Source organism: Luteimonas sp. KH_071 (genome assembly GCF_057838005.1).
This window is the reverse complement of record NZ_CM174458.1, coordinates 2,469,033-2,492,897: the sequence shown is the minus strand read 5'-3', so window position 1 is coordinate 2,492,897 and position 23,865 is coordinate 2,469,033. Positions and strand designations below refer to the sequence as shown.

At 69.3% G+C, this 23,865-nt stretch carries 15 protein-coding genes and 1 pseudogene; 14 read left to right on the top strand and 2 right to left on the bottom strand.

Going from position 1 to position 23,865, the window contains the following annotated elements; translation table 11 throughout:
• The first annotated feature begins 189 nt into the window (after nucleotides 1–189).
• The 9 genes from AC3IRM_RS11460 (at nucleotide 190) to xylA (ending at nucleotide 13,301) form a co-directional block, all read left to right on the top strand.
• Nucleotides 190–1,398, top strand: a complete 1,209-nt coding sequence (locus tag AC3IRM_RS11460; RefSeq protein WP_489203274.1) for an MFS transporter — start codon at nucleotides 190–192, stop codon at nucleotides 1,396–1,398.
• Nucleotides 1,395–2,561, top strand: a complete 1,167-nt coding sequence (locus AC3IRM_RS11455) for an isochorismate synthase (RefSeq protein ID WP_489203273.1) — start codon at nucleotides 1,395–1,397, stop codon at nucleotides 2,559–2,561. The genes AC3IRM_RS11460 and AC3IRM_RS11455 overlap by 4 nt, the downstream gene beginning before the upstream one ends.
• Nucleotides 2,562–2,586: 25 nt before the next feature.
• On the top strand, nucleotides 2,587–4,236 hold the full coding sequence (locus AC3IRM_RS11450; protein ID WP_489203272.1) for a (2,3-dihydroxybenzoyl)adenylate synthase: 1,650 nt from the start codon (nucleotides 2,587–2,589) through the stop codon (nucleotides 4,234–4,236).
• Nucleotides 4,236–4,871: an isochorismatase family protein gene (locus tag AC3IRM_RS11445; RefSeq protein WP_489203271.1), complete on the top strand. Its 636-nt coding sequence runs from the start codon at nucleotides 4,236–4,238 to the stop codon at nucleotides 4,869–4,871. Before AC3IRM_RS11450 ends, AC3IRM_RS11445 begins: the two co-directional genes overlap by 1 nt.
• Nucleotides 4,868–5,134, top strand: coding sequence for a phosphopantetheine-binding protein (locus AC3IRM_RS11440; protein WP_489203270.1), 267 nt, complete (start codon nucleotides 4,868–4,870; stop codon nucleotides 5,132–5,134). Before AC3IRM_RS11445 ends, AC3IRM_RS11440 begins: the two co-directional genes overlap by 4 nt.
• Nucleotides 5,131–9,051 (top strand): amino acid adenylation domain-containing protein, encoded by a 3,921-nt coding sequence (locus AC3IRM_RS11435; RefSeq protein WP_489203269.1) that lies wholly within the window; start codon nucleotides 5,131–5,133, stop codon nucleotides 9,049–9,051. The genes AC3IRM_RS11440 and AC3IRM_RS11435 overlap by 4 nt, the downstream gene beginning before the upstream one ends.
• 142 nt (nucleotides 9,052–9,193) lie before the next feature.
• On the top strand, nucleotides 9,194–9,958 hold the full coding sequence (locus tag AC3IRM_RS11430) for a 2,3-dihydro-2,3-dihydroxybenzoate dehydrogenase (protein ID WP_489203268.1): 765 nt from the start codon (nucleotides 9,194–9,196) through the stop codon (nucleotides 9,956–9,958).
• A gap of 423 nt (nucleotides 9,959–10,381) precedes the next feature.
• Complete coding sequence (gene xylB, locus AC3IRM_RS11425) at nucleotides 10,382–11,890, top strand: xylulokinase (protein WP_489203267.1); 1,509 nt, start codon at nucleotides 10,382–10,384, stop codon at nucleotides 11,888–11,890.
• Between the two features lie 76 nt (nucleotides 11,891–11,966).
• Entirely contained in the window at nucleotides 11,967–13,301 is a 1,335-nt protein-coding gene (xylA, locus tag AC3IRM_RS11420; protein ID WP_489203266.1) for a xylose isomerase, read from the top strand.
• Between the two features lie 90 nt (nucleotides 13,302–13,391).
• Here xylA and AC3IRM_RS11415 read toward each other — a convergent pair whose 3' ends face one another.
• Nucleotides 13,392–14,453, bottom strand: coding sequence for a LacI family DNA-binding transcriptional regulator (locus tag AC3IRM_RS11415; RefSeq protein ID WP_489203265.1), 1,062 nt, complete (start codon nucleotides 14,451–14,453; stop codon nucleotides 13,392–13,394).
• A 101-nt stretch (nucleotides 14,454–14,554) separates the two neighbouring features.
• On the opposite strand from AC3IRM_RS11415, the gene AC3IRM_RS11410 reads away from it, so the two are divergent.
• The 4 genes and pseudogenes from AC3IRM_RS11410 to AC3IRM_RS11395 all read left to right on the top strand — a co-directional run bounded on the left by AC3IRM_RS11410 (nucleotide 14,555) and on the right by AC3IRM_RS11395 (nucleotide 21,184).
• Nucleotides 14,555–16,759: an alpha-glucuronidase family glycosyl hydrolase gene (locus AC3IRM_RS11410; protein ID WP_489203264.1), complete on the top strand. Its 2,205-nt coding sequence runs from the start codon at nucleotides 14,555–14,557 to the stop codon at nucleotides 16,757–16,759.
• A 71-nt stretch (nucleotides 16,760–16,830) separates the two neighbouring features.
• Nucleotides 16,831–18,747: a sialate O-acetylesterase gene (locus tag AC3IRM_RS11405; RefSeq protein WP_489205912.1), complete on the top strand. Its 1,917-nt coding sequence runs from the start codon at nucleotides 16,831–16,833 to the stop codon at nucleotides 18,745–18,747.
• A gap of 160 nt (nucleotides 18,748–18,907) precedes the next feature.
• Nucleotides 18,908–19,300 (top strand): annotated as a pseudogene (locus tag AC3IRM_RS11400) (hypothetical protein); the annotation flags it as partial.
• A gap of 183 nt (nucleotides 19,301–19,483) precedes the next feature.
• Nucleotides 19,484–21,184 carry a glycoside hydrolase family 43 protein gene (locus AC3IRM_RS11395; protein WP_489205911.1) on the top strand — a complete coding sequence of 567 codons (1,701 nt, stop codon included), beginning with the start codon at nucleotides 19,484–19,486 and terminating at the stop codon, nucleotides 21,182–21,184.
• A gap of 553 nt (nucleotides 21,185–21,737) precedes the next feature.
• Here the strand turns inward: AC3IRM_RS11395 and AC3IRM_RS11390 are convergent.
• Nucleotides 21,738–22,772 (bottom strand): endo-1,4-beta-xylanase, encoded by a 1,035-nt coding sequence (locus AC3IRM_RS11390; RefSeq protein WP_489203263.1) that lies wholly within the window; start codon nucleotides 22,770–22,772, stop codon nucleotides 21,738–21,740.
• Nucleotides 22,773–23,343: 571 nt separating this feature from the next.
• On the opposite strand from AC3IRM_RS11390, the gene AC3IRM_RS11385 reads away from it, so the two are divergent.
• Nucleotides 23,344–23,727 carry a hypothetical protein gene (locus AC3IRM_RS11385; RefSeq protein WP_489203262.1) on the top strand — a complete coding sequence of 128 codons (384 nt, stop codon included), beginning with the start codon at nucleotides 23,344–23,346 and terminating at the stop codon, nucleotides 23,725–23,727.
• Nucleotides 23,728–23,865: the final 138 nt, after the last annotated feature.

Below are 23,865 nucleotides of genomic sequence, written 5' to 3'. Positions count from 1 at the left end.
TCGCGAATAGTAAAATGAATGCGAATTATTCTCAATAACAGGTTCGGGCTGGAATGAATCGTTCCGGCGGGTCTCGCTGGCCGTCCGCAAATGCGACCTGTTATCATTTGCGCGCCGATCGCTGTCCCTGAAGCAGCACTCGCGCACCGCCTGCCGCGCCGCCGCCGGCGCCCGCCGACCGAGACCCCGATGCACACTGCGACCACTGCGCGCCCGACTGCGTCCGCCCTGCCGGCGCTGGTGTTCACCGTGTTCGTCGGCACGATGGCGATGATGGCGTTCGTCGCGGTGGTGGGGCCGATCGTCCGCCTGCTGGGGCTGGCCGAGTGGCATGCCGGTCTGTCGGTCAGCGCAGCCGGCGTGCTGCTGATCCTGTCGGCGCGGCGCTGGGGCCGGCTGAGCGACCGGATCGGACGCCGCCGCGTCCTGCTGATCGGCCTGGCCGGCTACGCCATCGTCTATATCGTGATGGCGGTCTTCGTGGATTCGGCGCTGCGCGCGCCGCCGGCGGTGCTGGTGTCGGTGGCGATGCTGGTCGCCACGCGCGCGCTGATCGGCCTGTTCTGGGCCGCCGTGTCCCCGACCGCGATGGCGACCATCGCCGACGAGATGCCCGCAGGCGTACGCAGCGCGGCGATGGCCAAACTCGGCACCGCCAGCGCCGTCGGCATGGTGGTCGGCCCGGCTGCCGCGGGCTGGATCGCGCCGCATGGCATCGCGTTCACGCTGTACATCGCCTCCGCGCTGCCCTTGCTGTCGCTGGCGGTCGTGTGGAGCCGGCTGCCCGATACAACGCGGGCCGACGCGGGGCGGGCCGGCCCCCGGCCGACGCTCCCGTATGCCGATCAGCGGCTGCGCTTGCCCCTGTGCGCGGTCTTCGCGGCGATGGCGTCGGTGAGCATCGCCCAGGTCGTGGTCGGCTTCTTCGCGATCGACCGCTTGCAGCTGTCACCGGCCGAAGGCGCGCGCGTCGCGGGTCTCGCGCTGACTGCGGTGGGCATCGGCTTGATCCTCGCCCAGTCACTGGTGATGCGCTTCAAGACGGTGCCGCCGGCGCGCTGGATCACCATCGGCGCGCTGGTGTCAGGCCTCGGGTTCGCGTCCTCGGCGCTGGTCGTCATGGAGTGGCAATTGCTGCTCGCCTACGGCGTCGCGGCGTTCGGCATGGGGTTCGTGTTTCCGTCCTTCCAGGCGCTCTCCGCCGACTCGGTGGAGTCGCACGAGCAGGGCGCCGCCGCAGGCACGGTCGCGTCGGTGCAGGGCATGGGCATGGTCGCTGGTCCGCTGCTCGGCACGCTGCTGTATCGCTGGTCGCCGGCAGCGCCGTATGTCTGCGTCGGCGTGGTCCTCGTCGGCTTGTCGCTGTTCGCAGCGCTGCACGCGAGGCGGCAGGCATGAGCGCGGCCCGCGCCATCGAAGTGCGCGATTCGACTGGCGACATCGCCAGCCTGTTCCGGCTGCACGCACCGGACCGGCGGCTGGCGACCGACGGCCTCCAGGCCCGGCTGCCGTCCGGGCCTGCGGCGACGCTCGGCGAACGCGTCGCCGCGTTCTTCGCCGCGCCGCGCATCGGGCCGGACCTGCTGGTCGGCGCGTTGCCGTTCGATCCGCATCATGACGATGCGCTGTATCAGCCGGCGCGCATCTCCGCGTCCGCGAGCGGTGCGGCACTCTCGACGCTCGGGCCGTTGCTGGTCGCGGCGGAACTGCCGCCGGCCGCCGACTACGCCGATGCGGTTGCACGCTGCGTGGCCAGGCTGCGCGAAGCCCCTGCGGGTGACGACGCGCTGCGCAAGGTCGTACTCGCGCGTGGCCTGCGTGTGGAAAGCGCGGCGCCGATCGATCCGAACGTGCTGGCGGTCCGGCTTGGCAGCGACGCCAGCGTGACCACCTATGTCGTGCCGCTGCCGGTCGCGTCCGGCGATGCGCCTGCCTGGTTGGTCGGGGCGACGCCCGAGTTGCTGGTGTCGCGTCGCGGCCGCGCGGTGGTGTCACATCCGCTGGCCGGTTCGGCGCGGCGGGTCGGGAACGCGGCCGAAGACCGCTTGCGCACCGATGCGCTGTTGGCCTCCGACAAGGACCTCCACGAGCACCGCTTCGTCGTCGAAGCGATCCTCGACGGCCTCGCGCCGCTGTGCAGCCAGCTGCAGCCGCCGCCGCGGCCGTCGCTGCATGCAACTGCGACGATGTGGCATCTCGCGACGCGCATCACCGGCACGCTGAAGCGCGACGACATCTCGTCGGCGATGCTCGCCGGCGTGCTGCATCCCACGCCCGCGGTCTGTGGCACACCGCGTCTGCAGGCGTTGCAGGCGATCCGCGAACTTGAACCTTTCGATCGCGGCTTCTATGCCGGCGCGGTGGGCTGGACCGACGCCTCGGGCGACGGCGACTGGTACGTGGCGATCCGCTGCGCGCGCGTGCAGGGTCACGCGATGCATCTGTTCGCCGGGGCCGGTATCGTGGCCGACTCGCAGCCCGCGCTCGAGGTCGACGAGACCGCAGCGAAGTTCATGGCCCTGCGCAATGCGCTCGGCATCGACGATGCCCGCGCGGCTTGACGCCCCACCAGGACACCCGTTTCGCATGACCGATGCACTCCGACACACCGTGCCGCTGCGGCAGACGTGGCCCGACGAATTCGTCGCGCGCTATCGCGCTGCCGGGTACTGGCGCGGCGAAACCTTCCCCGGTTTCCTGCGCGAACGCGCGACGCGTTTCGCCGACAGCATCGCCGTCGTCGGTGGCGAGACGCGCTGGACCTACGCGCAGCTGTGGGCCGAAGCCGAGCGCATTGCCGCAGGCCTGCTCGCGCAGGGCCTGGCGCCCGGCGACCGCGTGGTCGTGCAACTGGGCAACATGCCGGAATTCATCGCCGTGGTCTGCGCCCTGTTCCGCGCGCAGCTGGTGCCGGTGTACGCGTTGCCCGCGCACCGGCTGACCGAGGTCGCGCACTTCGCGCGCAAGGCCGAGGCCAGCGCCTTCGTCTGCGCCGAACGCCTGGATGCCTTCGACTACCGCACGCTCGCGCGCGACCTGCAGGCCGAGGTGCCGGCGGTGCGGCATGTGTTCTTGGTCGGCGATGCGGCCGAATTCGTGTCGATCTCGTCGCTCGACGGTCCGCGCGATGCGCTGCCCGGCGATCCCGATCCGCAGTCGGTCGCGTTCCTGCAGATTTCCGGCGGCAGCACCGGCCTGTCGAAGCTGATCCCGCGCACGCATGACGACTACATCTACAGTTTTCGCGCCAGCAACGCCCTGTGCGGGATCGATGCGGACAGCGTCTACATGGTCGCGCTGCCGGCCGCGCACAACTTTCCCATGAGTTCGCCCGGTTTCTTCGGCGCGCTGTACGCCGGCGCGCGCGTGGTGCTGAGTCCCGGGCCGGGGCCTGATGCTGCATTCCCGCTGATCGCACGCGAGCGCGTGACCTGTGTCGGCCTGGTGCCGCCGCTGGCGCTGCTGTGGGCCGACGCGGCAGGCAAGACGGCGTTCGATCTGTCGAGCCTGCAGGTGCTGCAGGTCGGCGGCGCCAAGCTCGTGCCCGAAGCCGCGCGACGCGTCGTCGCGGGCCTGGGCTGCACGCTGCAGCAGGTGTTCGGCATGGCCGAGGGCCTGGTGAACTACACGCGGCTCGACGATGCCGACGAGATTGTGCTGACCACCCAGGGCCGACCGATCAGCGCCGACGACGAAGTGCTGGTGGTCGACGATTCGGGTGCGCCGGTCGCCGACGGCACGATCGGCCATCTGCTGACACGCGGTCCGTACACGATCCGCGGCTACCACAACGACGACGCGGCGAATGCACGCTCGTTCACCGACGACGGCTTCTACCGCACTGGCGACATGGTGCAGCGCCTGCCCAGCGGGCATCTGATCGTGCAGGGCAGGGCGACCGACCACATCAACCGCGCCGGCGAGAAGATCTCGGCCGAGGAGATCGAGGATCACCTGCTCGCGCACCCGCAGGTGTTCGATGCGGCGGTGGTGTCGATCCCCGACGAATTCCTCGGCGAGCGCAGCTGCGCGTTCGTGATTCCGGGCGATACGAAGCCGCGTCCGGCCGAGCTCAAGGCCTGGGTGCGTGGACGTGGACTTGCGGCGTTCAAGGTGCCGGATCAGGTCGTGTTCGTCGATGCCTTCGACACCACGGCGGTGGGCAAGATCAGCCGGCGGGAACTGCGGGGGCAGTTGCGTGCGCGCTTCCTCGAAGAACAAAGGGACGCCGACTGATGGGCCTGCCGAAGATCGCACCATACCCGCTGCCCACCGCCGCCGAACTCCCGGCCGCGCACGGCCAATGGACGCCCGAGACAACCCGCGCGGCGTTGCTCGTCCACGACATGCAGCGCTACTTCCTCGCCGCATTCGCGCAGGACGACGCGCCGCTGGCGCCCGCGGTCCGGAACCTCACGCGCCTGCTCGCGCATTGCCGCAGCGCCGGCATCCCGGTGTTCTACACCGCGCAGCGCGGCAACCAGGACCGGCGGGATCGCGGCCTGCAGGCCGATCTGTGGGGCCCGGGCATGCAGGCGAGCGCCGAACACGAAACCATCGTCGATGCGCTGGCACCGGCCGATGGCGACCACGTGCTGGTCAAGCACCGCTACAGCGCTTTCCAGCGCAGCAACCTCGATACGCTGATGCGCGCGCGCGGCCGCGACCAGCTGCTGATCACCGGCGTTTACGCGCACATCGGCGTGCTCTCGACGGCGACCGAGGCCTTCCAGCGCGACATCGAAACCTTCGTCGTCGCCGACGCGATCGCCGATTTCTCGCGCGCCGACCACGACCTCGCGCTGCACTGGATCGCGCGCACTTGCGGCGTGCCGCTGACCACCGACCGACTTCTGGAACTGCTGTCATGACCACCGATCGCACCGGCCCGTTGACCCTCGAGCGCATGCGCACCGATGTCGCCAAGCTCGTCGGCGAAGCGCCGGAGGACGTGCGTGACGACGACAATCTCATGGATCTCGGCCTCGATTCGATGCGCGTGCTGGGTCTTGTGATGGCCTGGGGCGAGCACGGCATCGCGCTGGAGTTCTCGCAGCTCGCCGAGCACACCACGCTCGCCGGCTGGTGGCAGGTGGTGCAGGGCCTGCAGCGCGACACGCCTGCTGACGGATGACCGCGACGGCGTCTCCTGTCGAAGCCGATGCCGTCGCGTCGGGAACGGTCTGGCCGCTGACCGAAGCGCAGGCCGGCCTCTGGTATGCGCAGCGGCTGGCGCCGGACAACCCGGCATTCAACACCGCGCATGCGCTGTGGATCGATGGCGCGCTGGATGTCGCGGCCTTCGTGCGCGCGGCAAACCAGTCCGCCGACGAGGCGCCTTCGCTCGCCTTGCGCATGCGCGAGACCGCCGAGGGCCCGATCCAGTGGGTCGACGCGGGTCACGCGCCGCATCTTGAGGTCGTCGACCTGTCGAGCGAGCCCGACTCCGAAGCCGCCGCGCGCGCGGCGATGAGCCGTGATCGCCTGACGCCGGTCGACCCCGCGCGCGACCATCTGGCACTGCAACGCCTGTACGTGCTCGGCGGCGACCGGTTCGCCTGGTATCTGCGCGTGCATCACCTGTCGACCGACGGTTACGGTATGGCGCTGCTGACCGAGCGCGTCTGCGCGTTGTATGCCGATGCATCTGCGGGTTCGGCCTTCGCGCCGCTCGACGGCGTGCTGGCCGAGGACGCGACCTATCGCGCGTCCGACAAGCGCGCGGCCGATGCGACGTACTGGCAGGAGACGCTTGCCGGGATGCCGGCCGCGTCGGGTCTGGGCGGTGGCTTCGCCCATGCCGCGCCCGATTGCCTGCGTCATGTGGAATCGCTCGATGTGGATTTCCGCAACGGCCTCGCACGCGCGGCGACCGCGCTCGGCCAGCCCTGGCCGGACGTGCTGACCGCACTCACCGCCGCCTACTGCCAGCGCTTCGGCGGGCAGGGCGAGGCGGTCGTCGGTGTGCCGTTCATGGGCCGCCTCGGCAGCGCGTCCGCGCGCGTGCCGGCGATGGTCATGAACGTGCTGCCGCTGCGCGTGCCCGCGCTGCCGGATGCAAACATCGCGGACTTCATGCAGACGATGATCCGCGCACTGCTGCGCGGGCGCCGCCATGGCCGCTACCGCGGCGAACAGCTGCGGCGCGATCTCGGCCTGATCGGCGGCCAGCGCCGTCTGCATGGTCCGCTGATCAACGTGCAGCCGTTCTATCGGCCGACGGTGCTGACCGGTGCCCGCGCGTCGATGGAAATCCTCGCCACCGGGCCGGTCGACGACATCACGCTGGGCTTCCGCGGCGATGGCGTGCAGGCGCTCGATCTCGAGATCGAGGCCAATCCCGATCTGTACGCGCCAGCCGAGGTTGCCGCGCATGCGACACGGCTACGCACGTTTCTCATGAAGGCGTTCGCATGCGCATTGCAAGCGGACGCCCGTCTAGACGACGTACCGCTGGCCACACCTGAGGAAGCCACGCGCACGCTGTTCGACTTCAACGCCACCGCGCATCCGGTGCCCGACACGACGCTGACTGCGCTGATCGAAGCGTCGATGGCGGCGACGCCCGATGCGCCAGCACTGGTGTTCGAAGGCGAGACACTGACCTATCGCGATCTCGACACCCGCAGTCGCGCGCTCGCGCAGGCGCTGTGTGCGCGCGGCGCGAATGCCGACACCGTGGTCGCGGTCGCATTGCCGCGATCGATCGAACTGGTCGTCGCGCTGGTCGCCGTGCTTCGCGCCGGTGCTGCGTATCTGCCGATGGATCTGGCGCATCCGATGGATCGGCGTGCACGCATCCTGCAGTCCGCGCAGCCGGTCGCGCTGCTCGCGCTGGATGAGGACGGCATCGACTGGTCGGACGATGTGCCGCGTCTGGCACCGCGTGACTGGCCGCAGACCGCAGACGACACCGCGCTGCCGGTCGTCGTGCCGGAGCACGCGGCCTACGTCATCTACACCTCGGGCTCGACCGGCGCGCCCAAGGGTGTCGTCGTCGAGCATCGCGCGATCGTCAACCGCCTCGAGTGGATGCGCGCGCACTACGGCATCGACACGTCCGACCGCATCCTGCAGAAGACACCGGCCACGTTCGACGTGTCGGTCTGGGAGTTCTTCCTGCCATTGCTGGCCGGCGCTACGCTGGTAATCGCGCCGCCAGACGCGCACCGCGATCCGGTCGCGATCGCGCGGCTGATCCGCGAGACCGCTATCACGACACTGCATTTCGTGCCGTCGATGCTGGCCGCGTTCCTTGCAGCGCCCGAGGCGCGGGGGATTTCGACGCGCCGCGTCTTCGTCAGTGGCGAAGCCCTCGATGCCGACCTGCGCGATCGCTTCCACGCGACATTTGATGCGGAACTGCACAACCTCTACGGCCCGACCGAAGCCGCGGTCGACGTCAGCTACTGGCCCGCGAGTGCAGACGACAGCTCGCGTCCGGTGCCGATCGGCTTCCCGGTCTGGAACACGCGGCTGTACGTGCTCGACGCGCGCATGCGCCCGCTGCCGCCGGGCGTCGTCGGCGACCTGTACCTCGGTGGCGTGCAGCTCGCGCGCGGCTATCTGGGTCGCGACGATCTGACTGCCGAGCGCTTTCTCGACGATCCGCATCTGCCGGGCGAACGGATCTACCGTACCGGCGATCTCGCGCGCTGGCGCGAGGATGGCGCGGTCGAATTCCTCGGCCGCAGCGATCACCAGGTCAAGCTGCGTGGCCTGCGCATCGAGCTGGGCGAGATCGAGGCCGCGATTGTCGCCAGCGGGTTCGCATCGCAGGCGGCCGTCATCGTGCGCGAGGATCGCGCCGGTGACCGGCGGCTGGTCGGGTACCTGCAGCCGAGTGCCGATTTCGATGCGGCGGCATTGCGCGCATCCGTCGCTGCGCAACTGCCGGACTACATGGTGCCGTCGGCCTTCGTCGCGCTTGCCGATTGGCCGGTCACCGCGAACGGCAAGCTCGACCGCGATGCATTGCCGGCACCCGCGGTCGAAGCCGGTGTCTTCGTTGCACCGCGCAGCGCCACCGAGACCGCGCTTGCTGCGCTGTTCGCCGAGGCCCTCGGGATCGAGCGCATCGGTGCGGACGCTGACTTCTTCGCGCTCGGTGGCGATTCGCTGCTCGCCGTGCATCTGCTGCTCGCGATCCAGCAGCGCTTCGGCCGCGATCCGGGTCTCGGCGCACTGTTCGCCACCCCCACTGTCGAAGGGCTCGCCGCCGCGCTCGACGCGGGCGAGGGCGACGATCCCGATCACGGCCTGGCGCCGGTGATCGCGCTCGCACAGGGCGCGCCATCTCGGGCGCCGCTGTTCGTCGTGCATCCGGCCGGCGGCATCGCCTGGTGCTACCGCGATCTCGCACGTGCGTTGTCACCTGTGCGCAGCGTGTTCGGCCTGCAGTCGCCGGCGCTCGATCTGGACCAGGCGCTGCCCGGCAGCATCGACGCGTTGGCGACCGAGTACGCCGAACGCGTCGTCGCCCTGCAGCCAGACGGCCCCGTGCATCTGCTCGGCTGGTCGGTCGGCGGCATCCTCGCCCAGGCGATGGCGGTGCGCCTGCGCAGCCTCGGCCGCGAGATCGGCGTGCTCGCGCTGCTCGACGCGTATCCGGCCGAGGTCTGGCGTGCAGAACCCGAGCCTGATGCGATCGCCGCCTTGCGCGCGTTGCTGGCGATCGCAGGCTACGACCCGGACGCGTACCCGCAGCTGCAGACGCGCGCGGCCATCGTCGAGTTCCTGCGCCGCGGCGACAGCGCGCTCGGCAACCTGCCGGGCGCGGTACTCGACGGCGTCGTGCGCGCGGTCACCGACACCAACCGCCTGGTGCGCCTGCATCACCACGCACGCTTCGACGGCACGCTGCTGCACGTCCGCGCCGGCAATGATCATGCCGACCGTCCACAGCTGCAGTCTTCGCTGTGGGCCGATCACGCCGCGCATGTCGATTCGATCGAGCTGCCATTCCTGCACGCCGAACTTACGGGCCGCGACGCCACCGCGCGCATCGCGCCACTGCTCGATGTGCGTCTGGCGGCCTACGACAGGATGTAGGAGCGCGCTTGCGCGCGATGAAGCGTTCCCGGTAGCGCCACATCGCGCGCAAGCGCGCTTCTACAATTGCGGTCGGGCGGGCGCGTCGTGATACCGAACGCGCGCCCGAAGACCGCCGCCATCACCGATCCGGGACATCCCAATGCAACTCACAGGCTTCGACGGAAAGATCGCGCTCGTCACCGGCGCCGCGGGCGGTATCGGTGCTGCGGTCGTGCGATTGCTGCATGCGAGCGGCGCGACGGTGGTGGCGACCGATCGCGCCGCTCCGGTGATCGATCGCGACAGCCCGCGCATGCATGCGTGCGCGCTCGATGTGACTGACGCCGACGCCGTCGACGCGCGGGTGGCGCAGGTCGAGGCGGACATCGGTCCGATCGATCTCGCCGTCAATGTGGCAGGCGTGCTGTCTACCGCACCGGTCCTCGACCTCACAGCGGAAGAGTGGCGCCGCACGTTCGCGGTCAACACCGATGGCGTGTTCCACGTGTCCCAGGCTCTGGCCCGCGTGATGGCGCCGCGCCGTCGCGGCGCGATGGTGACGGTCAGTTCCAACGCCGCCGGCATCCCGCGCCAGAACATGGCGGCCTACGCCGCGTCCAAGGCCGCGACGACGATGTTCGTGCGCTGCCTCGGTCTCGAGCTCGCGCCGCTCGGCATCCGCTGCAATATCGTCGCGCCCGGCTCGACGCGCACGCCGATGCAGACCGGCATGTGGAGCGACGCCGGTGGCGAGGCGCGCACGATCGCCGGCACGCTGGAGACCTTCAAGAGCGGCATTCCGCTGGGCAAGCTGGCCGAGCCCGAGGACATCGCGAATGCGGTGATGTTCCTACTGTCCGACCAGGCCGGGCATATCGCGATGAGCGATCTCTACGTCGACGGTGGGGCGACGCTGCGCGGCTGACCTCGGCCGTGTCGTGGCGCGCGCGGTCTGCACGGTGCGTGTCGAAGCCTTTGGCACGCGATCACGAGGGCGCGGCGGGCCGGCACGCGCTTGCAGGGGGACGTCGGCGGCCGCGGCATCCGCGGAAACATCCTGGCAGTGATGCGATTGCTGCAGCGCCTCGTGGGTTAGTCAGGCTGGACGGGGCAGAGAGTGCGTCCGCACAGATCATGCGCCGCATCACCTCGGCGGGGTCCGGCGCCGCAATGCGCTGGATGCATCGCGCTTTCCGCAGCGCAGCAAGCCATTTTTCGAACTGCTGCTAGAGTGCAGCCATCGTCGATCTCCACCGACCGCACCCATGTCGCCAGACGTTCCAGTGAGCCTCCTTTTTTTTACCCCGTTGAATGTTAGCGCTAACTTTATTGGCCGGACGGTGGTGCCGTGACCGTCGTCGCCGGGCTCGATGCGGGCACCCAGAGCGTCAAGCTGGTGGTCTACGACGCCGAAGCGCGCCGGGTGATCGCCAGTGCGAGTGCACCGCTCGATCTGATCAGCGGTGAGGACGGCAGTCGCGAACAGCACCCGGCTGCGTGGGTCGACGCGATGCGCGACTGCTTCAACGCCGTCGATGTCGGCATCCGTCATCGCATCGAAGCGCTGGGCGTCTCCGGCCAGCAGCACGGCTTCGTGCCGGTCGACGCGGCGGGCGAGGTGCTGGGCCCGGCCAAGCTGTGGTGCGACACCAGCACCAGCGCCGAATGCGGCGAGATCATGGAGGCGGTGGGCGGCGCGGCGCGCAGCATCGAAGTGGCCGGCAATCCGATCCTCGCCGGTTACACCGCGTCCAAGCTGCCGTGGACGCGCAAGCACCGGCCCGAGGTCTACGCGAAGCTCGCTACGATCCTGCTGCCGCACGACTATCTGAATTTCGTACTCACCGGCGAGCGCTGGTGCGAGCATGGCGATGCCTCCGGCACCGGCTGGCTCGACGTGCGCACGCGCACCTGGTCGACCGCGATGCTCGAGGCGACCGACGCCGCGCGCGATCTGGCCGAGTGCCTGCCGCCGCTGGTCGAGCCCGATGCACTGTTCCCGGTATCGGCTGCGATCGCGAGCGAACTGGGCCTGTCGGCCGGCACACGCATCGCGGCCGGCGGCGGCGACAACATGATGGCCGCGATCGGCACCGGCTGCGTGGCCGAAGGTCGGCTCACGATGAGCCTCGGCACCTCCGGCACGCTGTTCGCTTACGCCGACCGGCCGATCGTCGATGACGGCGGCGCGTGGGCCGCGTTCTGCTCGTCGAGCGGCGGCTGGCTGCCATTGATCTGCACGATGAACTGCACCGTGGTCACCGAGCAGGTCGCGAAGATGTTCGGCTTCAGCACGCGCGACGGCGATGCGCGCATCGCGGCGACGCCGCCCGGCGCCGACGGCCTGACCTTCCTGCCGTTCCTCAACGGCGAGCGCACGCCCGACCTGCCGCTGGGCAAGGGCGTGCTGGCCGGACTCGGCGCGCACAACATGCGTGAGGCGCACGTCTATCGCGCGGCGATGGAAGGCGCGACCTACAGCCTGCGCTACGGCTACGACGCCTTCGTCGGCGCCGGCATGCGGTTCGACCGCATCGCGTTGACCGGCGGCGGCGCCAACAGCGCGGCCTGGCGGCAGATGGTGGCCGACGTGTTCGATTGTCCGGTCGATGTGCCCGCGCAGGTCGAGAGCGCCGCGTTCGGCGCCGCGCTGCAGGCGCTGTGGTCGCTGCAACGCGCGCAGGGCGATGCGAGCACGCTGGCCGAGGTCGCCGCCGCGCATGTCGCGGTCGATGCGTCGCTCGCATGCACGCCCGATCCGGAGCGCGTGCGCGCCTACCAGCCCGCCTACCAGCGCTTCCTGCGGCATCTGGACGCGGTGCGTCCGCTCTACGCCGCGCCGTCGCCATCGTCATGACCTGATGCGCGCGGACGCGTTCCACATGCGACCACGCTGACCACACCTCTTTCCACGCACTGCACGAGAACCCCACATGAGCGCACAGCATTTCATCGGCGGCCGCGAATACTTCGGCGGCATCGGCACGATCCCCTTCGAAGGCCGCGAGTCGGACAATCCGCTCGCGTTCAAGGTCTATGAGGCCGACCGCCGCATCGGCGGCAAGACGATGGCCGAGCACCTGCGCTTCGCGGTGTGCTACTGGCACACGTTCTGCAATTCGGGCCAGGACCCGTTCGGCCCGGGCACGCGGCGCTTTCCGTGGGACGGCGGCGCGCCGCTGGCCGCGGCCGAAGCCAAGCTCGACGCGGCGTTCGAGTTCTTCACCAAGCTCGGCGTGCCGTACTGGTGCTTCCACGACATCGACCTGTCGCCGGATGCCGACGACATCGGCGAATACGAGAAGAACCTCAAGCACATGGTGGCGCTGGCCAAGGAGCGCCAGCAGGCGACCGGCATGCAGCTGCTGTGGGGCACGGCGAACCTGTTCTCGCATCCGCGCTACATGAACGGTGCTTCGACCAATCCGGACTTCGCGGTGGTCGCGCGCGCGGCGGTGCAGGTCAAGGCCGCGCTCGACGCGACCGTCGAACTGGGCGGCGAGCACTACGTGTTCTGGGGCGGCCGCGAGGGCTACGCCAGCCTGCACAACACGGACATGAAGCGCGAGCTGTCCCACTTCGCACGGTTCCTGACGATGGCCCGCGACTACGGCCGCAGCATCGGGCTCAAGGGCAATTTCCTCATCGAACCCAAGCCGATGGAGCCGATGAAGCACCAGTACGATTTCGACAGCGCGACCGTCGCCGGCTTCCTCAAGGAACATGGCCTCGATAAGGACTTCAAGCTCAACATCGAGGCCAACCACGCCACGCTGTCGGGCCACACGTTCGAGCACGACCTGCAGGTGGCCAGCGATCACGGACTGCTCGGCAGCATCGACGCCAACCGCGGCAATGCGCAGAACGGCTGGGACACCGACCAGTTCCCGACCGATCTCTACGACACCGTCGGCGCGATGCTGGTGGTGCTGCGCCAGGGCGGGCTGGAAGGCGGTCTGAACTTCGACGCCAAGCCGCGCCGCGAGTCCACCGACATGGAAGACCTGTTCATCGCCCACATCGGCGGCATGGACGCGTTCGCGCGTGGCCTGGAAGTCGCGCACGCGCTGCTCGAGAAATCCCCGTGGGAACAGTGGCGCAAGGAACGCTACGCGAGCTTCGATTCCGGCGATGGCCAGGCGTTCGAAGCCGGCCGCCTGTCGCTGGCCGATCTGCACGGCATCGCGTCGAAGGCCGGCGAGCCGCAGCAGCGCAGCGGCCGCCAGGAGGCCTACGAGAATCTGCTCAACCAGTACCTGCTGCGCTGAGGGCCGGACCGCATGACGCCACGGGCCGCCCGCGCACATACCGGACCGATGTCCGCGCGCACGGCGGCCCGGATCCGCGCACCGCGGTGCTCACTTCGAGCGGGGCGGGCGCGCGACCGAATCGCGCACGATCAACCGGTGGGCGATCACGTGGTCGGCGAGCACGCGCGTGCTGGCGTCGTTGCGGCGGATGCCGCGCACCAGCACCTCGATCGCGGTGTTGGTCATCGCCTCGATCGGCTGGTTGATCGTGGTCAGCTCCGGCCAGACCGTGGTCGCGGCCGAGCTGTCGTCGAAGCCGACGACCGACAGGTGACGTGGCACGTCGAGGCCGCGCCGGTGGGCGACCGAGATCGCCGCGGCGGCCATGTCGTCGTTGCTGGCGAAAATCGCGGTCGGCGGCTTGCGCAGCGACAACAGCGCTTCGGCCGCCGCCAGCCCGGATCGATAGGTGTAGTCGCCTTGCTGGACGAGCGACGCGTCGAGGGTGATGCCGGCGTCGTCCAGCGCCGCCTTGAAGCCTTCGAAGCGCCGCGCGGTCGCGCTGAGATAGGTGCCGCCCTTGATGCAGGCGATGCGGGTGTGACCGTGTTCGATCAGATGCCCGGTGATCTCCTTGGCGGCGCGGAATTCGTCGACGCGCACACAGGAGATGTCGTCGCTGAAATGGCCGGACGCGATCGCGACCACCGGCACACCGGCGCGCACGAACTCGTTCACCGCGGCTTTCGATTCGCACAGCGGCGGCGGCAGGATCACCCCGTCGACGCGCTTGGCGAGTGCACGCGCGGACTTGCGCTCGGCGTCGGCGTCCAGTTCGTCCCAGTAGTCGATGACCAGCTGGATCGCGGTGCCCGAGGCCACGCGCAGCAGGCCGAGCAGCAGTTCGCGCAGATAGGCGCCGCTGGGATTGGTGTAGACCAGCGCGATGCGCAGGTGCTGGGCTGCGGCCAGCGAACTGGCGGCGAGGTTGGGTGTGTAGTTCAGCGCCTGCACCGCGCGCATGACCCGTTCGCGCGTGGCGTCGCGGACCTTGCCCTGGCCGTTGACGACGCGGGAGATCGTCATCGGCGACACGCCGGCGAGCTCGGCGACCTCGGCGATGGTGACGCCGCGGGTCTTGCGGCGCACCGATTTCTTGGGTTTCTCCAACGGTCCTTCCTTCAATCGCCAGGCGATGGATGGAGCCCGGCGTCTGGCGCGGGCCCACGTGCATGAAAGCCGGTTCCGGGGCGGGAATCCATAGGTCACGGATGTTAACGCTAACCCGTCATGGCGGCGACCTGACGTGCATCCGCGCCCTCAGGACGTGGGCACCGGGTGTGTGCGCGGCGCTGCTGCTGGTCGCGATGCCTGCCGTGCAGGCCGAGGACGGTTACGCGCTGTGGTTGCGCTATGCGGCGTCCGATGCGATCGCGGCTGGTCCAACCGCGGGCCGGGTCACCCAGCTTGTGACGGGCGGGCGTGCCGGGGTGCAGGCGTCCACGCGTGACGAACTGCAGCGCGGCCTGACCGGTCTGCAGGGTGCGACGCCGAGGATCGACGATGCAGTGACGCGCGCAGGTGCACTGCTGGTCGGCACGCCGGCTTCTTCACCGCAGATCGCGCGCCTGGCCCTCGACCTCGACGGGCTGGGCGAGGAGGGCTACCGCATCCGCAGCGCCGACGTCGGCGGTCACGCGACGACGGTCGTCGCCGCCAATACCGATGTCGGCGCGCTGTACGGCAGCTTCCATCTGCTGCGCCTGCTGCAGACCGGACAGCCGATGCGCGACCTCGACATCCGCGAAGCACCGCGCATCGCGGTGCGCGTGCTCAACCACTGGGACGATCTCGACCGCTACGTCGAACGCGGTTACGCCGGTCAGTCGATCTGGGACTGGCACCGCCTGCCGGGCTGGCTGGACCCGCGCTACACCGATTACGCGCGCGCCAATGCCTCGATCGGCATCAACGGCACCGTGCTCAACAACGTCAACGCCAACGCTGACGTGCTGACGCCGATGTACCTGGAGAAAGTTGCGGCGATCGCCGGCGTGCTGCGGCCCTACGGCATGAAGGTCCATCTGAGCGCGCGCTTCAGTGCACCGATGGAGATCGGCGGTCTCGCGACGGCCGATCCGCTCGATGCCGACGTGCAGCGCTGGTGGAAGACGAAGGCCGACGAGGTCTACGCGCTGATTCCCGACTTCGGGGGCTTTCTGGTCAAGGCAAATTCGGAAGGCCAGCCCGGCCCGCAGGACTACGGCCGCAGCCATGCCGACGGCGCCAACATGCTGGCCGATGCGGTCGCGCCGCACGGCGGCATCGTGATGTGGCGGGCGTTCGTCTATTCCGACGAGGAGCCCGTGGACCGCGCCAAGCAGGCCTGGAACGAGTTCGTGCCGCTCGACGGCAGCTTCCGCGACAACGTGCTGGTGCAGGTGAAGAACGGGCCGATCGATTTCCAGCCGCGCGAGCCCTTCCATCCGTTGTTCGGCGCAATGCCGAAGACGCCGCTGATGATGGAATTCCAGATCACCAAGGAGTACCTCGGCTTCTCGACGCATCTGGCCTACAAGGGCCCGCTGTACGAAGACGTGCTGGACGCCGACACCCATGTGCAGGGGCCGGGCTCGACCGTCGCGCGGGTGATCGACGGCTCGCTCGACGGCCACGCACTGACCGGCATCGCCGGTGTCGCCAACATCGGCAGCGACCGCAACTGGAGCGGCTCGCATTTCGACCAGGCCAACTGGTACGTGTTCGGGCGCCTTGCGTGGAATCCGGACCTGGCGTCGCGCGACATCGCCGTCGAGTGGACGCGGATGACGTTCTCCAACGATCCGGCGGTCGTCGAGCCCGTCGTCGGCATGATGATGGCCTCGCGCGAGGCGGTGGTGGACTACACCGGCGCGCTGGGCCTGCATCACGTGATGGGCCGCGGCCACCATTACGGCCCGGGACCGTGGGTCGAAGGCGGTCCGCGCGCGGACTGGACGTCGGTGTATTTCCATCGCGCCGACGCGAACGGCATCGGCTTCGACCGCACCCGGCGGGGTAGCGATGCGGTCTCGCAGTACACGCCGCCGGTGGCCGAGGTCTTCGACGATGTGGCGCGCACGCCCGAGGAATTCCTGCTGTGGTTCCACCACGTGTCCTGGGACCACCCGATGCGCAGCGGGCGTCCGCTGTGGGACGAACTGGTGCTGCGCTACGACCGCGGCGTCGACACCGTGCGCGACATGCGCGCGACCTGGGCCGGGCTCGACGGCCGCGTCGATGGCGAGCGCCATGCGCAGGTCGCCGCGTTCCTCGCGATCCAGCAGAACGAGGCGCAATGGTGGCGCGATGCCAGCGTTGCCTACTTCCAGTCGATGTCCGGTCGTCCCTTGCCGGCGGGTGCCGCGCCGCCGCCGCATCCGCTTGACCATTACAAGGCGCTGGAATTTCCGCATGCGCCGGGAGACACGCAGTGATCCGCACATATGCTCCCCTGGCGTGTCGACCGGCGCGCCTCGGACTGGTGGCGCTGCTGCTCGGTTTCGCGATGTTCGCGCCGGCGATGGCCGACGAGGCCGGCGCTGCGCTGCTGCATCCGCTGTTCCAGGACCACGCGGTGCTCCAGCGCGGCAAGCCGATCCGCATCTGGGGCGAGGCCACGCCGGGCGCGTCCGTTGAGATCACCCTGGCGCGGCAACAGCGCCGCGCGCGGGCCGATGCCGGGGGGCGATGGCAGGTCGAACTGCCGGCATTGCCGGCCGGCGGGCCTCACCGGCTGCAGGCGCGCGCCGGCGACGTCACGCGCACGGTCGAAGACGTGATGGTCGGCGACGTGTGGTTGTGCGCCGGCCAGTCGAACATGGAACTGCAGGTCTGGCGCTCGCTCGACGCCGGTGCCGAGATCGCCGGCGCGGCCAATGACACGATCCGTCTGCTGACCGTGCCGCAGGCCGGCCACCCGGCACCGCAGGCGACCTTCGGCGCCGACACGCGCTGGCACACCGTCACCCCCGACTCGATCCGCGACTTCTCCGCTGCCTGCTACTACTTCGCGCGCGAGTTGCAGCAGACGGTCGACGTGCCGATGGGCCTGGTCAATGCGGCCTGGGGCGGTTCGCGCATCCAGGCCTGGACCAGCGCCGACGCGCTGCGCGCCGGGAGCGGATTCGATGCGGAACTCGACGTGCTGGCGCTGTACGCCACCGATCCCGAGGCCGCGCTCGCGCGCTGGGGTGAGGTCTGGATCGACTGGTGGCGGCAACGTCCGGGCATCGCCGATGACGACCGGCCCTGGGACGGCGACGCCAGCGGGTCGGACTGGCGCGATGCGCCGCGCGATCTCGGCGCCTGGGAGCGCTGGGGCGTGGCGGAGCTCGCCGCGTTCGACGGCATGCTCTGGTACCGCACACAGGTCTCGCTGACCGAGGCGCAGGCCACGCAGCGGGCGACCCTCATCCTCGGGCCCGCCGACGAGATGGACACCACCTGGGTCAATGGTCGCGCTGTCGGCAGCACCTACGGCGCCGGCACGCCGCGCGCGTACGACTTGCCGCAGCGCCTGCTGCGCGCCGGCGAGAACCACGTCGTCGTCAACGTGCTCGACACCTATCGCGAGGGCGGACTGGCCGGCCCGGCGTCCGCGCATGCGCTGCAGTTCGCCGACGGCAGCACGGTGCCGCTCGACGGCGGGTGGCGCTATCGCATCGTGCCGAACGCGGTAGGCGCGCCGCCGCGGGCGCCGTGGCAGTCGGCGGCCGGGCTGTCGACACTGTTCAACGGCATGATCGCGCCGCTGTCGGGCATGCGCCTGCGCGGCATGCTCTGGTACCAGGGCGAATCCAATACCTTCGAAGCCGATGCCTACGCCGGGCTGCTGCGCGGCCTGCGCGACGACTGGCGCGGCCGCTTCGGGAATCCCGAGCTGCCGTTCCTCGTCGTCCAGCTGGCCAATTACGGCACGCCCGTCGACGCGCCCGGCGACAGCGACTGGGCCGCGCTGCGCGAGGCGCAACGCGCTGTTGCCAGCGATCCACACAACGCGCTCGCGGTGACGATCGACATCGGCGATCGCTACGACATCCATCCGCCGAACAAACAGGTGCTCGGCAAACGCCTCGCGCGGGCGGCCCGGCATGCGGTCTACGGGGAGGCAATCGCAGCGTCCGGGCCGGTGCCGCGGCACGCGCGCCGCGCGGGTGGAGATGTCGTGGTGACGTTCGCGGATGTCGAGGGCCGTCTGCTCGCGCACGGCGCCGCCGGACCGGTCGGCTTCGAGCTGTGCGGTGCGGCAGCGGACAGTTGCCGCTTCGTCGACGCGCGGCTCGACGGTCACCGGGTGCGTCTGCACGTCGATGATGGCCCGGCGCCGACGCGGGTGCGCCATGCCTGGGCCGACGCGCCGCTGGTCAACCTGTTCGATGCCACGGACCAGCCCGCTGGCCCGTTCGAGATCGAGATCCGCTGAAGTCGTGCGGTGCCCCCGCACGCCGCGCAACTGTTCCGTCCAGATCCTCCGCACGATCGCGCCTGGAGCCACGATGCCGATATTCCGTTCCCACGATGCAAGTCCCCACAGCTCGAGCCGCGGTCGCGGGATCATCGAGGCGCGGGTCATCGCCGACTGCCGCGGGCCGGTGATGAAGACTGCGATCGCCGCGGTCGATCTCGCGCAGCGGGAGATCCTCGGCAGGATGGCCGGCCTGCCGCTGTATGAGTTGTGCGGTGGCCGCTCGTCTGAAGGCGCGCTGGTCAACCCGCACGCCAACAGCCGCGACATCGCCGAGGCCGCTGATGCGGTCGGCGCCTGCATCGAAACTTCGGCAGCCGGCAGCACATGTTCCACAGCGACGAGGCCCACGCGGTGTTCCCGCGCGACCACGTTCCGCGCCGGCCGCATGCAGCTTGGCGACACGCCGGGCCACGGCGTGGAGGTCGATGACGTATTGGCTGCAACGTATCCCTGCAACCCGAAACAGCTGCCGTTCGGCCGTCTCGAGGACGGCGCGATGTGGACGCGTAGCGACATGGAGGAGACCGGAATGAAGCGATCGAAGACGCATGCGGTATGGACGGCGAACGGCAGTGGCGTGTGGTGCGGCGACAAGATGCCGAGGCTCTGCAACGAACGCAGCGCGTCGCGCTGCCCGTGCGCCTTTCGAACGCCACGGACACTGCGGCGCACGCGCGTGCATGCGCTCGTGATGGCTGCGCTCGTCGCGATGTCGACCATGGCGGGCAGCAGCACATTCGCGCAGACGCCGGCATCTGACGCCGCCGAATTGCGGGCCGACGCCGCGGCGCCCGTGCTGTTCGACTGGTTCGAATACTCCGGCCGGGATCGCGCGTTCGAGATGCCGCTGCCCGACGGCCACTTCCGCAATCCGATCCTCGCCGGCTTCCATTCCGATCCGAGCATCGTCGCCGCACGCGGCAGGTTCTACATGGTGCATTCCACGTTCACCTACTTCCCCGGCATCCCGGTGTTCGAGAGCGAGGACCTGGTGCACTGGACGCAGGTCGGCAGCGCCATCCATCGGCCCGGCCAGCTCGACTTCGACGGCCTCGGCCTGTCGCGCGGCGTGTTCGCGCCGACGATCGAGTACCGCGACGGCACCTTCTACGTGGTCAACACCTCGGTCGATGCGGGCGGCAACTTCATCGTCACCGCGACCGATCCCGCGGGCCCATGGTCGGACCCGGTGTGGTTGCCGGGCATCGGCGGCATCGATCCCTCGCTGTTCTTCGACGACGACGGCCGCGCCTACATCCTCAACAACGACGAACCCGAGGGCCCGGTGCGCTACGACGGCCACCGCGCGATCTGGCTGCAGGCGATCGATATCGAGACCCTGAAGCCGTTCGGGCCGCGCAAGGTGCTGGTCGACGGCGGCGTGAAGCCGGAAGAGAACCCGATCTGGATCGAGGGCCCGCACATCTACAAGGTCGACGGCTGGTACGTGCTGTCGAACGCGGAGGGCGGCACCGGGCCGCAGCATTCGCAGGTGGTGCTGCGCAGCCGCGATGTCTGGGGGCCCTACATCCCGTACGAGCACAATCCGATCCTGACCCAGCGCGACCTGCCGGCTGATCGCGACCTGCCGATCACGAATGCCGGCCACGTCGACATGGTCGAAGGCCCGGACGGCAACTGGTGGGCGGTGTTCCTCGCCAGCCGCAATTACGACGTGCGCCAGTACAACACCGGCCGCGAGACCTTCCTGCTGCCGGTGACCTGGAAGGACGGCTGGCCGACGATCCTGCCGCTGGGCGAGACCATTCCGTACACGCTGCCGGCGCCGTCGTGGATGACGCGCAGCGCCGACCAGGCGCCGATGTCGGGCAACTTCACCTGGCGAGACGGGTTCGACGGGCCGCAGCTTGGGCGCGAGTGGATGTTCGTGCGCGTGCCGAAGCGCGACTGGGCCGACCTGGCGTCGCACCCCGGCAGGCTGGCCATCCATCCGCTGCGCGAGGGGCTCGAGACGCTGGGCAATCCATCGTTCATCGGCCGCCGCCAGCAGCATCTGGTCTTCGAGGCGAGCACCGCACTCGCGCCGCCGGCGCAAGGTGTCGCCGCAGGCCTCGCGGCGTTCCAGAGCGGCAACCACTGGTACGTCGTCGGCGCACGTCGCGAAGCGGACGACGCGCTGCAACTGTTCGTCGAACGCGCCAAGGGTGAGGGCGCGCCGGTCGAGGTGCTGGCCACACGCATGGTGGCAGCCGCCGATGCGCTGCGCCTGCGGATCTCGGGCGACGAGGGCGAGATCGCGTTCGCGTTCGCGGCCGATGACGGTGACTGGCAGCCGCTGCTGGAGGGCGCCGACGCGACCATGCTCAGCACTGACGATGCGGGCGGATTCGTCGGCGTGACCCTCGGGCCTTACGCGCGCGACGAGCGATGATGCTGCCGCGACGGTCGCCGCGCTGTCGCCGGAGATCGCGCGGGCGTCGCTGCTGCGCGATTTGATCTGCGCAGCCGAAGACAGAGACCGAGCCTCGACCATTCGACGTGCGAGCGCCTCATCGCTTCGTGCTGACGGGTACCGATGACGGCGCCCATCTCGTCGGCGAGAGTTGCGGTCAACGGTTCGTGTGCCTGGAACGCGCGGCCCACATTGCAGGACATAGAACATGGCGCCCGTGACGCAGGATCAGCTGGCACACCCACATGCGTAGGAGCGGCATCCCGCCCTGCCATGGCGGTGAGATCCGTCCGCAGATTCCAGGTAACGCCGGGGAAATCGGCGTCGTCGAACAGGACCGGCCCCGGACGTCCGTGATCGATCAGCGCGAACGCGTCGGGCATGGCCCCGCGCATGGACCGCGGCGTGCGCGCGGTCGCGGGCGTGCGGTGGTGCAAACAGAGCAGCGCCAGCACACACGGGGCACCCGCAGACGCGCACTTGCGCGCGGCGAGGCGTTCCCGGCGGCCCGGTCCGCGTTTCTACAACCGCGTCATCGCGTGACTTCCCTGCGCACATACGTGCGCAGCCACTGCAATGCCGGGCGTTCGCTGCCATCCTCCCGGATCAGATAGGCGCCCTGTTCGTCGCGCCACAGGCCGCGGCGAAACCCCCACAGCGTCATGCCTTCGACGGCGGGGTGCTCCCAGAACACCGGGAACACGCGCTGGTAACTGGCCAGCTGCACGGCGTCGTCGACACCGTCGAGATCGAACTCGGTCACGTGCACCGGCAGGCCGGTCGCGCCCAGCGCATCGAGGTTGACGCGATGCACGTCCATCGCCGTTTCCTCGGTGGTGGCGAACGCATGGCCCTGCACGCCGATCACGTCGATCAGGTCTTCTGCCTGCAGCAGGCGCACGATTTCCAGATAGCGCCGCGTCGCGTCCTCGCTGTTGGTCACGCTGTACTCGTTGAGCATCAGCTTCGAATCGGGGAAATGCCGGCGCGCGAGTCGGAAGGATTCGAGAATCCAGTCCCAACCGCTGGCGCCGTCACCGCCCAGTGCCTCGATGTAGTTGCCGCCGCCTTCGTCGTCCTTCGACGGCGGGTCGTTGAGCGGCTCGTTGACCACTTCGACAATGTCGATGCCCGGATAGCGTTCCGCCACGGCGGCGAACCATTCCTCGATCTCGGCGCGCTGCTCCTCAGGGGGCAGGGTCTCCATCCATTCCGGCTGCTGGTTGCCCCACACCATCACGTGCATCTGAAACGGCAGCTCGTTGTCCTGTGCGACGCGCCAGGCGGCGTCGAGTTCATCCCAGTGCATGACGTCGCGCTCGGCCTCCACCTCGCCCCACTTGCCGCCGTTTTCCGGCGTGACCTTGTTCCAGTAACCGGTGAAGCCTTCGGCCTGCAGCGGGCTGTGCGCGCTACCGAGAAACCGGTCCAGGCCGTGGGCGAGGGCGGTGGAAGCGGGCGCGACCGTCGCGGTGGAGACAGGCGCGGGCGTGACCGCAGGGCGGTCTCCGCAGGCGGTGAGTGCCAGCGACAGTGCAGCGAACAGCGGTATCGGGATGTGCCTCATCGTGACTTCCTCCGGGTGGGTGCGTTGCGGACGCGCGTCCACGCGCGTTGCAGTGTCGTGGGGCGGTCCAGCCGCGCGGTGCAGTGTCCGGATCAGCCCGCTGCAGCTGCGGCGCCATTGGTGATAGCGCTATCACTAGCACAGCCTTTTGTGATGCGCGTTCTGCACTGCGTCACAGCGGGTGGGATCGCGAGGCGAATCGGAGAAAAGACTGCAAGGAAAGGAAGTATTGCGATTCGAAGAGGTGGAGCCGCAAATGCTGCTTCGCAGCGTGCACAGCCAGAATGATAGCGCTACCTTTAAATACACCTCGTGTTGGATAGGTTGGTCGGCGCGCTGCGGGAACAGGATCAGGCGAATCCGGCTGCCGGTGCGCTGCTGGGACCTGAGCAGTCCAACACGAGGATTGGGAGGGGGTGCGGTGCAAATCCACGTCACACGAGTCGCGTTGTCGCATGCGTCGAGCCTGGCGGTTCCAGGTCTGTCCAGCACTTCCACGCTCGCGCAACGTCCACAGGTTCCGGTGCTCGCGCCGCAGCCCAGAGCGTCGCAGGCACACGACACTGCGGCCATGCCACAGCTCACTCCGCGCGATACGGTGTCGATCACCGGGTATCGCCCGGGCCTGCAGTTCGCGACGGACGCGAAACCGGATTCCACCGGCTTCACCGATTCGAATTTCGTCGAGGAGCCTGGCAGGTGCCTGGACGCCCGCGTCGGTGAACGGTTGATCCGTATCCCGGCTCTCCACTCGAACAGCGACGTCAGCGGCAAAGGCCTGGACACAGCGATCCGCGGTCCGGGCAGCCGCTTCGCCTCGGCGGCGGTCGAGGTTGCATCTGTGGCGAAGGCATTGATCGACCTCGATGCCACCCAGCAGAGCCACGAGGTCGATCTCGACATGCCCTGCGCCCCCGGCACTCTGCACACCATCGGTATCCGGAGCACGTTCTGAACCGGGTCCCGTTGTGCCTGCCTCCCCACGGTCTGTCCCGGCGCTCCGGCGCCGGGGCGGATCGTGTTCTCCTCGCGTCACGCCCATCGACGTGCCACCGGCGCCGCAGTTCCTGCGGTGGCGGATGACCGTCGGTGG

Bases quoted from the DNA above. Each gene is read 5' to 3' on its own strand.
- AC3IRM_RS11455 (WP_489203273.1), top strand. From the start codon at position 1,395: ATGAGCGCGGCCCGCGCCATCGAAGTGCGCGATTCGACTGGCGACATC.
- AC3IRM_RS11390 (WP_489203263.1), bottom strand. From the start codon at position 22,772: ATGAGGCACATCCCGATACCGCTGTTCGCTGCACTGTCGCTGGCACTC.
- AC3IRM_RS11410 (WP_489203264.1), top strand. From the start codon at position 14,555: ATGTTAACGCTAACCCGTCATGGCGGCGACCTGACGTGCATCCGCGCC.
- xylA (WP_489203266.1), top strand. From the start codon at position 11,967: ATGAGCGCACAGCATTTCATCGGCGGCCGCGAATACTTCGGCGGCATC.
- AC3IRM_RS11385 (WP_489203262.1), top strand. From the start codon at position 23,344: ATGCCACAGCTCACTCCGCGCGATACGGTGTCGATCACCGGGTATCGC.
- AC3IRM_RS11445 (WP_489203271.1), top strand. From the start codon at position 4,236: ATGGGCCTGCCGAAGATCGCACCATACCCGCTGCCCACCGCCGCCGAA.
- AC3IRM_RS11435 (WP_489203269.1), top strand. From the start codon at position 5,131: ATGACCGCGACGGCGTCTCCTGTCGAAGCCGATGCCGTCGCGTCGGGA.
- AC3IRM_RS11450 (WP_489203272.1), top strand. From the start codon at position 2,587: ATGACCGATGCACTCCGACACACCGTGCCGCTGCGGCAGACGTGGCCC.
- AC3IRM_RS11430 (WP_489203268.1), top strand. From the start codon at position 9,194: ATGCAACTCACAGGCTTCGACGGAAAGATCGCGCTCGTCACCGGCGCC.
- AC3IRM_RS11405 (WP_489205912.1), top strand. From the start codon at position 16,831: ATGTTCGCGCCGGCGATGGCCGACGAGGCCGGCGCTGCGCTGCTGCAT.
- AC3IRM_RS11395 (WP_489205911.1), top strand. From the start codon at position 19,484: ATGGCTGCGCTCGTCGCGATGTCGACCATGGCGGGCAGCAGCACATTC.
- AC3IRM_RS11440 (WP_489203270.1), top strand. From the start codon at position 4,868: ATGACCACCGATCGCACCGGCCCGTTGACCCTCGAGCGCATGCGCACC.
- AC3IRM_RS11460 (WP_489203274.1), top strand. From the start codon at position 190: ATGCACACTGCGACCACTGCGCGCCCGACTGCGTCCGCCCTGCCGGCG.